Origin of the sequence: Cobetia sp. Ld8, assembly GCF_045066615.1 — a bacterium.
GTDB lineage: Bacteria > Pseudomonadota > Gammaproteobacteria > Pseudomonadales > Halomonadaceae > Cobetia > Cobetia amphilecti.
In genome coordinates this window covers 66,000-78,467 of sequence record NZ_JBISHF010000006.1, presented here as the reverse complement: position 1 = coordinate 78,467, position 12,468 = coordinate 66,000, and the positions used below count along the sequence as shown (strand labels likewise).

Below are 12,468 nucleotides of genomic sequence, written 5' to 3'. Positions count from 1 at the left end.
CTGAGCAACAGCGGACGAGCCGGACATGAAAATCATCATTCTGGGCGCAGGTCAGGTCGGCGGAACGCTCGCCGAACATCTGGCCCATGAAGAAAATGACATCACGGTGGTGGATACCGACAGCGAACGGCTGCGCGAGCTTCACAACCGACTCGACATCCGCACGGTCACGGGGCCGGCGAGCTATCCGCAGATCCTGCGGCAGGCGGGTGGCGAGGATGCCGACATGCTGATCGCGGTGACCAACTCTGACGAGGTCAACATGATCGCCTGTCAGATCGCCCATAGCCTGTTCCACACGCCGACCAAGATCGCGCGTGTGCGCTCGACCGCCTATCTGACCCGCAAGGGCCTGTTCTCGCATGACGCCATTCCGGTCGATGTGCTGATCAGCCCCGAGCAGGTGGTGACGGACCACATCCGCCGCCTGATCGAATACCCCGGTGCCCTGCAGGTGCTCGACTTCGCCAATGGCGTCGCCCAGCTGGTCGCGGTGAAGGCCTATTACGGCGGGCCGCTGGTCGGTCAGGAGCTCGGTTTCCTGCGTCGCCACATGCCCAACGTGGATACCCGCGTCGCCGCCATCTATCGTCGCAATCGTCCGATCATCCCGCGCGGTGACACCGTGATCGAAGCCGATGACGAGGTGTTCTTCATCGCGGCACGCAAGGACATCCGCACCGTGATGGGCGAGCTGCGACGCGTCGATCGCAACTTCCGCCGGGTGGTGATCGCCGGTGGCGGCCATATCGGTGAGCGTCTGGCCGAGACGCTGGAGCACAGTCATCAGGTCAAGATCATCGAGCACTCGCTGGCGCGTTGCACCGACCTTTCCGAGCGCCTCGATCGCACCGTGGTCCTGCACGGCAGCGCCACCTCCAAGCGTCTGCTGCTGGAGGAGAACATCGAGGATTGCGACATCTTCTGCGCGCTGACCAACGACGACGAGGTCAACATCATGTCGTCGATGCTGGCCAAGCGGCTCGGTGCCAAGAAGGTACTGACGCTGATCAACAACGCGGCCTACGTGGACCTGGTGCAGGGCGGCGAGATCGACATCGCCATCTCGCCCCAGCAGGCGACCATCGGCGGCCTGCTGACCCACGTGCGCAAGGGTGACATCGTCAATGTCCACTCGCTGCGCCGTGGTGCGGCGGAAGCCATCGAGGCCATCGCCCACGGCGATGAGCGCTCCTCCAAGGTGGTGGGCAGACGCATCGAGGATATCAACCTGCCGGAGGGCACCACCATCGGTGCCGTGGTGCGCGGCAAGGAAGTGCTGGTGGCGCATCATGACCTGGTGGTGGAATCCAACGACCACGTCATCCTGTTCGTGGTCGACAAGCGTCGCATCCGCGAGGTGGAGCGTCTGTTCCAGGTCGGGTTGACCTTCTTCTGATGCCGGCCTCCATGACTTCCGCCCCGCGCCCGCCCCGAACGTCACTCGGTGGCCTCGCCACGCTGCGCCTCTCTCAGGGAGGCGCCGCATGAGTCTACGCGTGATCTCTCGCATCCTCGGTATCCTGCTGATGCTGTTCAGCCTGACGCTGGTGCCGCCGATGCTGATCTCGAGGGTCTTCGAGGACGACACCCTGAGCGCCTTCGCCGTGGCGATGGGCATCACCCTGCTGACCGGTTTTGCGCTCTTCTACCCCAATCGGCACGCCCGCAAGGAGCTGCGCAACCGCGATGGCTTCCTGATCACGGTGCTGTTCTGGACCGTGCTGGGAGCCTTCGGTTCGCTGCCCTTCCTGCTCGCCGAAGACCCGAACCTGACCATCATCGATGCCATGTTCGAGTCGTTCTCGGGCCTCACCACCACCGGCGCCACGGTGATGACGGGGCTCGATCTGCTGCCCCACTCCATCCTCTACTATCGCCAGCAGCTGCAATGGCTGGGCGGCATGGGGATCGTGGTGCTGGCGGTGGCGATCCTGCCGACACTCGGCATCGGCGGCATGCAGCTCTATCGCACTGAGATTCCCGGCCCGCTGAAGGACTCCAAGCTGACGCCGCGCATCACCGAGACGGCCAAGGCGCTGTGGTACATCTACGCCGCGCTGACGCTGGTGTGCTTCGCCAGTTACTGGGCGGCCGGCATGAGCTGGTTCGATGCCCTGGGCCACAGCTTCTCGACCGTCGCGGTCGGTGGCTTCTCGACCCACGACGCCAGCATCGGCTACTTCGACTCCGCCAGCATCGAGATGATCTGCGTGTTCTTCATGGTGGTGTCCTCGATCAGCTTCGGCCTGCACTTCGCCGCCTGGCGCGAGGGTCGCATCAGCCATTATCTGCGCGACCCGGAGACACGCTTCTTCCTGATCCTGCTGCTGATCCTGACCTGCGTCACCATCGCCGGCCTGCTGCTCACCGGCAGCTACGATGACAGCAAGGCACTGCGACACGGCCTGTTCGAGGCCGTCTCGGTGGCCACCACCACTGGCTTCGGCGTCGCCGATTTCACCGGCTGGCCGGGTGTCTTGCCGATGATGCTGTTCATCGCCGCCTTCATCGGTGCCTGCTCCGGGTCCGCCGGTGGCGGCATGAAGGTCATCCGCATCCTGCTGATCCTCAAGCAGGGCGTGCGCGAGATCCATCGTCTTATCCATCCCAATGCCATCCTGTCGGTCAAGGTCGGCAAGATGCGCATCTCCGAGGGTGTCGCTGAGGCGGTGTGGGGCTTCTTCTCCGTCTACCTGATGCTGTTCGTGCTGATGATGCTGGGCATGCTGGCCACCGGGCTTGACCAGGTGACAGCGTGGTCAGCGGTCGGCTCGGCGCTCAACAATCTGGGGCCGGGGCTGGGTGAGGTCGCGACCCACTATGGCGATATCCCGGGGGCCGCCAAGGGCATCCTGATCCTCGCCATGCTGCTGGGACGTCTGGAGATCTTCACCATCCTGGTGCTGTTCACGCCGGCCTTCTGGCGGCGCTGACAGCCCCGAACGCACCAAGAACATCACCTTGAGCGCAAACGCCCCCGCCAGAGGACTCCGACGGGGGCGTTTTCATTGCAGCGCTTCGACTATGACTCGCCGATAGTGGCGTCACGGCGCGCCAGCAGGCGGCGCATCGGCGCGGTCGGCTCCAGCACATAGTGGATGCGGCTGGCACGATAGCAGTCGTTGAAGGCATCGAAGTAGTCATCCAGCACGCTGGCCGCGTTCTCCTCCCCCGCCTGACGCAGCAGCTCCGCCGCCACTTCCGCCGTGCACAGGTGCGCCTCGGAGGCAGGCTTGCGCAGGTGATAGCGGGTCAGGCGCTGAGTGTGCAGCGGCAATACCGGCAGGCCATCCAGATAGGGGCTCTTGCGGAAGATGCGTCGCGCCTGACGCCAGGTGCCATCGAGCAGGATGAACACCGGAATGCGCGCCTCGCCACTGGCGGTATGCGTCGCCACATCGGCGCCGACGCCGGCGATGGCATTCACGTCGACCACGCGATCGGCGTAGTCGGGCTGGTCATCCGGGAAGATGATGAAGGGCTGATAGCGCTCATCTTCCAGCAGCGCCAGCAGACGCGGGTCCGGCTCGACGCGATACCAGCTGAAGACCTCGGTGCCCGCCAGCACATCCGAGATCAGCCGCCCGGTATTGGTCGGCTTGTAATGCTCCAGCGGGTGGGTGATCAGCCAGAACTTGATCCGTGACTCGGCGGTGACCTGATAGGGACACAGGCAATTGAGCCTGGGCAGGCGGCACGCCTCACAGCGAATCACCTGACTGCCACGCGCCTTGAACTCGCGGCGCGGATGCCGTCCGTGCCACGCCTCCGGCTCGCCACTGGGCAGCGTGGTGATGCCACTGCCTTCGCCTGGTGCGACGGTATCGATTGCCACAGCGTCGCCATCGACGCTGGAGGCGACAGCGGAAGCAGATTGAGGCGCACAGGCGGCGATATCGTCGCCATCAGCCGGCGGGGGGCGGGAATCACACATGATGAGCAGTCAGAACCAAAGAAAAAGGGACGCGCATTCTAGCATGCGCGTCCCTTTCTCATATTCCTCTATCACAGCTCAGGCGGCCAACTCGCGGGATCAGACCTCGTAGCGGTGCTTGCTGCCGGTCACGAACTTGGGCGGACGACGCTTCCAGTAGCCTGCCAGCAGCGACCCCGAGACGTTGTGCCAGATGGAGAAGATCGCCCCCGGCAGCGCCGCCGTGGCGGAGAAGAACTGGCTGGCCAGTGACGCCGCCAGGCCGGAATTCTGCATGCCGACCTCGATGGCGATGGTGCGCGAAGTGCGCTCATCCAGCCCGAACAGACGCGACAGGCCATAGCCGGCGCTCAGGCCGATGGCATTGTGTGCCACGACCGCCAGCGCGACCAGCGGGCCCAGCGTGGCGAGGCGCCCGACGTTGAGCGAGACCACGATGGCGATGATCAGCACGATGGCCAGCATGGCCAGACTCGCCAATGCCGACTCCCACTCGCGGATCAGATCACGCGCGAAGTGGTGCACGACCACGCCGAGCACGATGGGGGCGACCACCAGCTTGGCGATGCTCAGCAGCATGCCGCTGACCGGCACGTTGATATCGGTGCCCAGCAGCCACCAGGTCAGCAGCGGCGTCATCACGATGGAGAGCAGCGTCGAGGCCATGGTCATCGAGACCGATAGCGCCACGTGTCCGCCGGCCAGCCAGGTCATCACGTTGGAGGAGGTCCCCCCTGCCGTGGCGCCGACCAGCACCATGCCCACCGTCAGCGCCGGGTCCAGCCCCAGCAGACGCGCGATCAGGAAGGCGGCCAGCGGCATCACGCTATATTGCAGCAGCAACCCAAGCGCGATCGGGCCGGGGCGACGTGCCACGCGTATGAAGTCGTCACGCGACAGGGTCAGGCCCATGGCGAACATGATCAGCGCCAGCAGAGGCTGAATGGTGTCCTTGAGCGCCACGAACGGCGTCGGAGCCACCACGGCGATGCCGGCAAAGACCAGCGCCCACAAGGGGAAGAAACGATTCAGCGTCTCGAACATGCTTTTCACTTTTCGGTCGCCCGGGGCATCGATTTCCCGGAAATTGCTGGCCCGCCTCCCATGGCAGGCCTGAAGGCGCGCATCATAACGTATCAGGCAGCTCCAGGTGGCCCTGATACAACCAATGGCGCACAAGGCGCGGTACCGCCTGACCGGCACTTTCGGCCAGCGGCATCACGCCGGGCTCGGCCAGTTCATCGGCATTCGGGTCGACCAGCACGACGGGGGCATCCAGCGGTGCTGCTGCATAGAGGTTGGACGCCGGCATGACCTTGAGCGAGGTGCCGACGATCAACAGCAGGTCCGCCTCGGCGGCGATCTCCTCGGCGACCGCATAGAGCGGCACCGCCTCACCGAACCACACCACGTCCGGGCGCAGCTGACTGCCCTTGTCACACAGGTCCCCGAGGCGAATGCCGCCACGCGGCAAGGGATAGCGCAGGCCGTGGTCGACGCTGGAGCGCGCCTTGAGAATCTCGCCATGCAGATGCACGACCTCGCGCGAGCCTGCTCGCTCGTGGAGGTCGTCGATGTTCTGGGTGATGACCGAGACGCGAAAGCCGTGCTGCTCCAGCTCAGCCAACGCCTTGTGGGCCGCGTTGGGCCTGGCACGGCGTACCTGGGTGCGGCGGTCATCGTAGAAGCGCAGCACCTGCTGGGGGTCGCGCCGGAAAGCCTGCGGCGTCGCGATGTCTTCCAGACGATGCTCCTCCCACAGGCCATCCTCGGCGCGGAAGGTGCGCAGGCCGCTCTCGGCACTGATGCCGGCGCCACTCAACACGACCAGATGGCGTCCGTGACGTGCACCGGGGTCCTTGAAGCCTTCACTCATCTAGCACTCTCTCTGGCGTTGGACAGGATCGAACAGCGGGCATGGCGATCACACTCAGTCATCGATGAAATCCTGACTGCGATCGATACCGAAGCGCCGCTTGTTGCGATAGGGATAGACATCGATCACGCGCCCTTGCGCGATGGCGTCCTGCAGGCCACGCCACCAGCTGGCCTGGAAGATCTCGGGATGCAGCTCATAGAACAGCTTGCGCAGCTGGATATCGGCAAACAGGAAGGGGCCGAACTCCTCGGGGAAGATGTCGTTGGGCCCCACCGAATACCAGGGCTCGCTGGCCAGTTCCTGCTCAGGGTAACGTGCCTCGGGAATCTCACGGAAGTTGCACTCGGTCAGGTAGCTGATCTCGTCGTAGTCATAGAAGACCACCCGCCCGTGGCGCGTGACGCCGAAGTTCTTGAGCAACATGTCGCCGGGGAAGATGTCAGCGGCAGCCAACTGCTTGATCGCATTGCCATAATCATTGAGCACCGCGCGGGTTTCCTCGACGTCACACTCCTCGAGATACAGGTTGAGCGGCGTCATCATGCGCTCGGTATAGCAGTGACGGATCAGCACCTTGTTGCCGCGCAGGCTGATCGAGGAGCTGCACACCTCCAGCAGCTCGTCGAGACAGGCCGGGTCGAAGTGGTCCTTGCCGACGGTGAAGTTCGAGAATTCCTGCGTATCGGCCAGTCGCCCGACCCGATCATGGCGTTTGACCAGACGGTACTTCTCGCGCACCTGATCACGACTCATGTCCTTGCCGGGGGCGAAGCGGTCCTTGATCAGCTTGAACACCAGTCGGTAACTGGGCAGCACGAAGACCGCCATCACCATGCCGCGCACGCCCGGCGCGATGATGAACTGATCGGAGCGACTCGCCACATGCTGGTTGAGGCCGCGGAACAGCTCGGTCTTGCCATGCTTGTAGAAGCCGATGGCGGCGTACAGCTCGCCGATGGGCTTCTCGGGCATCAGGGTCTGCAGGAACCCGACCACCTCGCTGGGCACTTCGATCTCGACCTGGAAATAGGCCCGCGTGAAGGAGAAGATGATCGAGACCTCTTCCGGCTCGATGATCACGGTATCCAGATAGACGCCATCGCGCTCGGTATGCAGCACCGGCAACACCAGCGGCAGGGTCTGGCCGCCACCCTCGATGCGCCCGACCAGATAGGCCCCCTTGTTGCGATAGAAGACGCTGCGCAGCATCTCGAAGGCGGCATCCGGCGCATCGCGCACCGCCTCAGGTAGCGTCGCGAGCAACATCTCGGCGCCCAGCGTCACATCGCGCCCCTGATGCTCGAAGGCGATCCCCAGTGGCGCCTCGTTGAGCACGGATTCGAGTGCCCCGGCCCAGTCACCCTCGACCGGAACACGATGGCTGATGCTCAAGCCGGAATGGCGTGCCGGCCTCTGGCGGGATGGCGAGACGAACATCCAGTCGTCGTGGATGTGACGATGGGAAAACACGCTGCAGAAGATGGAGTTGTAGAAGGTCTCGGCCAGCTTGTAGTCGAGGCGTTGATCGATCAGCGCCATGTACTGCCGCTTGGCCTCGCCCCACAGGGTGCACTCGCACAGGCGGTCGGGCTCGAAGGCACGCTCCAGCCGCTCCATGGTGGCGGCGACCTTCTCGTCGTAGAGGTTGATGCGCGCGGCGGAGGCCTGCTGTGCCTCACGCCAGTCGGCCTCGATGAAGCGTCGCCGCGCATCACTGGAGATCTGCTTGAAGCGTGATCGATATTCATCGAAACCATGCAACACGGTCGCCGCCAGTCGCTGGCCCTGCTGGCCATTGCCGCGCTCGTCACTGTCCACATCATTGCCCATCGCCGCCTCCCTGCCCTTAAGTCACCTGACATGACCAAAGCATGCGGACTGTCGCGCCAGCAAGCGAGACGACAATGGTCGCGGGCCTTCAACCCTGACTCACGCTAGGTGCGCCATCCATCAAGGCCGGGATGGCAGCAGACCGCCTGAAACGCAGAACGCCACCCCGCAAGCGAGGTGGCGTTCATGATGTCTGACGATGGCCAGGGGCGCGTGGCTTACAGCTCATGCCCCAGCGAGGCCGCCGAGTCGGCCAGCGGCTTGACGCGGCGCTCGGCCTCGAACAGGTCATCGGCCATGCCGGCCTGCTCGGAACTCATGTCCAGCGCATCGATGCGCGAGGCCTGGAAGCGGTCACGCTGCTCATCCAGGCCGGCGAAATCGAACAGGTCGCGGTCCGCCAGGTGTGACGGCGCCACCGAGGTGACGGCATGAAACATGGTTTCCAGCCGCCCCGGATGCTTCTTCTCCCAGTCCTGCAGCATCTCCTTGACCACCTGACGCTGCAGATTCTCCTGCGAGCCGCACAGGTTGCAGGGAATGATCGGAAACTCGCGGGCGTTGGAATAGGCCTCGATATCGGACTCACGGCAGTAGGCCAGCGGGCGAATCACGATATGGCGCTGGTCATCGGAGAGCAGTTTGGGCGGCATCGTCTTGAGCTTGCCACCGAAGAACATGTTCAGGAACAGCGTCTCGAGGATGTCATCGCGGTGGTGGCCGAGGGCGATCTTGGTCGCGCCGATCTCGGCGGCGAAGCCATACAGCGAGCCGCGACGCAGGCGCGAGCACAGCCCGCAGGTCGTCTTGCCCTCCGGCACCTTCTCCTTGACGATGGAATAGGTGTCGCGCTCGAGGATGTGGTACTCGACGCCCACCGACTCGAGCCATGCCGGCAGCACATGTTCCGGGAAGCCGGGCTGCTTCTGATCGAGATTCACTGCCACCAGCGTGAACTGCACCGGCGCATTGCGCTGCAGGTTCATCAGGATATCCAGCATGGTGTAGGAATCCTTGCCCCCGGACAGGCACACCATCACCTTGTCACCATCACGGATCATGCCGTAATCGGTGATGGCGGTACCGACATTGCGCCGCAGGCGCTTCTGCAACTTGTTCAGTTCGCGCTTGGCAGTGGCCGCATCAGTGGGGCTGGACGAAAGCTCGCTATCGGGTGTGAACATGGGGCATCAGGATGGCAGTTTGGAAGGGCGCACAGTCTAGCATTGGCCAGTAGACGGTCACAGAGGCAGCGTGCTTCAGGCGGGGGTGCCTGCCCCCTGTCGGGCCAGGTGGCGTGACGCCGACGCAAGATACGCCAACGCCCGCAGTCAGCGGGCGTTGGCGTGTGGCATGCGCCGTGGGGAACAGCGGCGCTTGCGCGGACTTCCTGCAAGCTAGAAAAGGCGCAGGCTAGAACAAGCGCAGCACTTCCAGATAGCGGATCACCACCCCGCCCAGCATCACGAGGATACCGAAGCGTTGCAGTCTGAATTCAAGCGCAGTGAGCGCAAGCTTGCGTGACCAGAACATCAGCACACCGCGCATGTCCTGTGTCCGGCGAATATAGAGGCCGTAGGCAAACAGTACGATGGCCAGGCCAAGAATCAACAGCGTATTGGTCGCGATCAGCATGTCGCACCTCGTGGGCAAGTACCCCTGAGTCATAAGGAAGGCAATCGCGGGCGGATGCCTTATCTGAAGCCGGGCCCCGAGCAGATGCCCGGGGCCCGACAGTCATCACCTGGCGCAGTGATGACGATCCTGAAGAGAATGATGCCGTCCTCAGGCCTGACAGAGGCTGGCTGACAGCAGGTCCTTGACACGCATGGCCTTTGCTCGCTGTCGCCGCTTCATTATGGTTATCAAAGCTGCTCGGTCTTGCATCCTGCATGGCTTGGCCGTCCTGCTGGCCGGTAGTGCACTGGCGTGTAATCAGAGTCGATCTCTCGCCGCAGTGGGCGTGTCGTATGGCAGCCAGTGTGGACAAAGGCAGTGAGCCGGGCCATTGGACATTCCGGCAACAGACCTTGGAATAATAGCCTTGAGGATGATGTCGGCTGATGAGACGTCTGATACCGGGCCTGACACGCATCCAGCGCCTGCCCAGCCCCCTGCCTGAGCCCCTGCCAGAGCACCTGCCATAAGCTCCTGACATAAGCCCCGCTCAGGCCTGGCTGGCCAGCGAGGGCGACAGCGGTGCCTGCATCAGGCGCTGCGCCATCAGCGCACTGGTCACGGCGTCCCCCAGCGCGCTGTGGCGACCGATCACCGGCACACCCAGGGCATCAGCCATCGCCTCGAAGCGCAGGTCCGGGGCAGCATCCGGCTGCTCATGCTTGCAGCGCCGGGCGTAATCGCGCGCCAGATCATGACGCTGGTTGGGCAGATCAAAGCCGAAGCGTGGCCGCAGGTGACGGTTGATCACCGCGACATCGAAGTCGATGCACCAGCCCACCAGCGGACGATTGCCGATGAACTCCAGCAGCTGTCGCAGCGCATCGCCCAGCGCTTCTCCGCCATGCAGATCGATACCGCGCAGGCGGTGGATGCGAATCGAGTCGCCCTGCAGCCCTTGCGGGCATTGTAGATAGAGCGACATCGCGCTGGAGGTATGGATATGGCGCGCATCGAAACGCACCGCCGCCAGCGAGACCAGCTCGGCGTGGCCGACATCGAGACTGGTGGTCTCGCAGTCCAGCGCCACACGCTCCCCGCCCCGCTCGGCGGCATGCCAGGGACGAAAGAGCTCGGCGAACTCGCCCTGCGCATGACGACGACGATCGCTGGCGCGTCTCAGTTGTTCGAACATGCCACCTCCCCTCGGCCCTGAGGCCGGTTCAGTATTCCAGGTGATAACGATGTGACAGGCGCTGCTTGAAGTCCTTGACCCGACTCAGGGCATCGCGCAATAGATCACGCTCCAACGAGGACAATGACTGGGTGATGATCAGGTTGCGACTCCCCGCCTCACGCGCCGCCGTGGTCTTGTCTTGGCCATCCCTTCGTGAGTCGCCAGCCCCGCCGGCGGCAGCGCCATGTTCGTCCTCTTCCAGATGGCGCAGCTGCTGGCGCAGACGCAACTCGGCAAACAGTGACAATGCCTCGGCAAGGTCGGCGCTGTCGCTGGCCTCGATACGCCCATCACTGACCAGCGCCTCAAGCCGCGCGAAGGTGCCGGTGGCCATCACTCCGCGTTCCAGCGCCATGGTGCGAACGCCATGCACGATGGGGAAGATGCCGCCCTTCTTGATATCGATGCCGTGTCGCGGCGAGCGCAAGGAGCCGAACAGCGTCAGCGGGGTCGAGAAATGCAGCGCTGGGCGCGCGAAGTGCGACAGCAGCAGTTCATCGCGCGTGGCGTGACGCACCAGGTGGCCGCGCAAGCTGTCGACCAGCGCTTCATTGCCGCCGCTGGCGCGCGCATCGAAGACGATGGCCAGATTCATCAGCGCCTCGCCATCGCGCCCGGCGCACCAGCGTGCGATCTTGCCGCGCCAGCGCGACTCGGTGGCGACCCACTCCGGATTGGAGACCATGATGTTGCCCGGGCATGGTGGATAGCCGAGACCCGCCAGGGCGTCACTGAAGCGCTGCAGGGTGTCCTCGTTTTCGGGCCACTGGTGGCCATCGGCGATGATCAGCCCATTGTCCTGATCGGTCTTGAGGATCTGTTCGCCGCGCCCTTCACTGCCCATCAGCATCAGGCAACTCGAGGTCCGGTGCTCCTCCGCCACCAGCATGGCGAAGGTGCGCTCGATCAGGCGCCCGTTGAGCGCACTCAACAGCGCCATCGCATGGCGCATGTGGACTCCCTGCATCGCCAGCGCCCTGACCATTTCCGGCAGACGCGCACTGGCCTGCTCAAGCGCCGCCATGTCAGAGGCGCGCTCGATCTCGAGACTCACCAGCTGACTGCGATTGGAGAAGAACCCCAGCACGTCGGTCAGCTCGATGACCCCGACGACCGCCGCGTCAGGCGTCAGGCGCTCCTTGACCACGACCCGCGCGACCCGGTGGCGGGTCATCTGCACCAGCGCCTGGAACAGATACTCCTCCGCCGTGACCGCCACCAGCGCAAAGCTGCCCAGCGAGGCGAGCGGATGATTGGCAGCCAAGCCCTGGATCACCAGCGCATTGAGCAGGTCCGTGCGTGTCACCACGCCCTGACGGCCCTCGACAGTGATGATCAGGCTGTCCGCCCCCGCCGTCTGCATGGCCTTGACGCCCTGCTCGATGCTGGCGCTGGCCGCCAGCTTGAGCGGCGGACGCATGCAGTCCATCACCCGCGCCAGCATGAAGCCCGCCTGGTCGCGACTCGCGCCCTGACGGGTGTCACGCTGCGCCGCCAGCAGCCGCGCCTTGTCACTCAGGCTGTGCTGGAAGTACTCACCGAAGGCAGGACACTCGTCGCACAGCGAGAAGAACAGCTCTGCGGGCAGCTGGTAGCACAGCGTCTCCTGCTCGCAGACGAAGCGGGTGCGGCAATGGCCATTGAGCAGCGTCAGCGCCCCGAACAGGTCCCCCGCGGTGTAATGACCGATGCGCAGGCTGACCCAGGCATCCAGTCCCTCGCGCTGCGCCTTGTCGAGCGTGGCGGCATCCGGCAGTGCCGAATCGGCGGCCAGTTCCGCCACCTCGCCCTTGTGAATGATGTAGACCGCCTCACCGACGGCCCCCGGCACCAGCGGCTGCGCCAGCGCCTCGAAATAGTGAAGGTCCACCCCTTCGGCCAGCCGTTGCCGAAGACGCTCATCCAGCAGACTGAACGGCGGCTCCTCGAACGCGATATCCACCAGTGACGCTTGCATGACAGCGACTC

Annotated in this window: 10 protein-coding genes; 2 read left to right on the top strand and 8 right to left on the bottom strand. The window is 64.2% G+C overall.

The features are described from left to right. Nucleotides 1-25: 25 nt before the first annotated feature. On the top strand, nucleotides 26-1,399 hold the full coding sequence (gene trkA, locus ACJJV2_RS02095) for a Trk system potassium transporter TrkA (RefSeq protein ID WP_043333795.1): 1,374 nt from the start codon (nucleotides 26-28) through the stop codon (nucleotides 1,397-1,399). Between the two features lie 88 nt (nucleotides 1,400-1,487). Next, nucleotides 1,488-2,936: a TrkH family potassium uptake protein gene (locus tag ACJJV2_RS02090; protein WP_043333794.1), complete on the top strand. Its 1,449-nt coding sequence runs from the start codon at nucleotides 1,488-1,490 to the stop codon at nucleotides 2,934-2,936. 89 nt (nucleotides 2,937-3,025) lie between these two features. On the opposite strand, the gene ACJJV2_RS02085 is transcribed toward ACJJV2_RS02090, so the two are convergent. The 8 genes from ACJJV2_RS02085 to ACJJV2_RS02050 form a co-directional block, all read right to left on the bottom strand. Continuing rightward, complete coding sequence (locus ACJJV2_RS02085) at nucleotides 3,026-3,937, bottom strand: tRNA-uridine aminocarboxypropyltransferase (RefSeq protein ID WP_405277971.1); 912 nt, start codon at nucleotides 3,935-3,937, stop codon at nucleotides 3,026-3,028. Between the two features lie 99 nt (nucleotides 3,938-4,036). After that, on the bottom strand, nucleotides 4,037-4,981 hold the full coding sequence (locus tag ACJJV2_RS02080; protein ID WP_043333793.1) for a bile acid:sodium symporter family protein: 945 nt from the start codon (nucleotides 4,979-4,981) through the stop codon (nucleotides 4,037-4,039). 82 nt (nucleotides 4,982-5,063) lie between these two features. After that, nucleotides 5,064-5,813 (bottom strand): SIR2 family NAD-dependent protein deacylase, encoded by a 750-nt coding sequence (locus tag ACJJV2_RS02075; protein WP_405277969.1) that lies wholly within the window; start codon nucleotides 5,811-5,813, stop codon nucleotides 5,064-5,066. A 54-nt stretch (nucleotides 5,814-5,867) separates the two neighbouring features. Continuing rightward, a complete protein-coding gene (gene aceK / locus ACJJV2_RS02070; RefSeq protein WP_405277967.1) occupies nucleotides 5,868-7,646 on the bottom strand; it encodes a bifunctional isocitrate dehydrogenase kinase/phosphatase in 1,779 nt (592 codons plus the stop codon). A gap of 218 nt (nucleotides 7,647-7,864) precedes the next feature. Then, a complete protein-coding gene (gene ttcA / locus ACJJV2_RS02065; RefSeq protein ID WP_082388814.1) occupies nucleotides 7,865-8,830 on the bottom strand; it encodes a tRNA 2-thiocytidine(32) synthetase TtcA in 966 nt (321 codons plus the stop codon). Nucleotides 8,831-9,059: 229 nt separating this feature from the next. After that, the gene (locus ACJJV2_RS02060; protein WP_043333792.1) at nucleotides 9,060-9,281 is read right to left on the bottom strand and encodes a hypothetical protein; all 222 of its coding nucleotides are present in this window, start codon (nucleotides 9,279-9,281) and stop codon (nucleotides 9,060-9,062) included. Nucleotides 9,282-9,813: 532 nt separating this feature from the next. Continuing rightward, nucleotides 9,814-10,458 carry a 3'-5' exonuclease gene (locus ACJJV2_RS02055; RefSeq protein ID WP_405277964.1) on the bottom strand — a complete coding sequence of 215 codons (645 nt, stop codon included), beginning with the start codon at nucleotides 10,456-10,458 and terminating at the stop codon, nucleotides 9,814-9,816. Between the two features lie 28 nt (nucleotides 10,459-10,486). Next, nucleotides 10,487-12,457, bottom strand: a complete 1,971-nt coding sequence (locus ACJJV2_RS02050; RefSeq protein ID WP_405277962.1) for a DUF294 nucleotidyltransferase-like domain-containing protein — start codon at nucleotides 12,455-12,457, stop codon at nucleotides 10,487-10,489. Nucleotides 12,458-12,468: the final 11 nt, after the last annotated feature.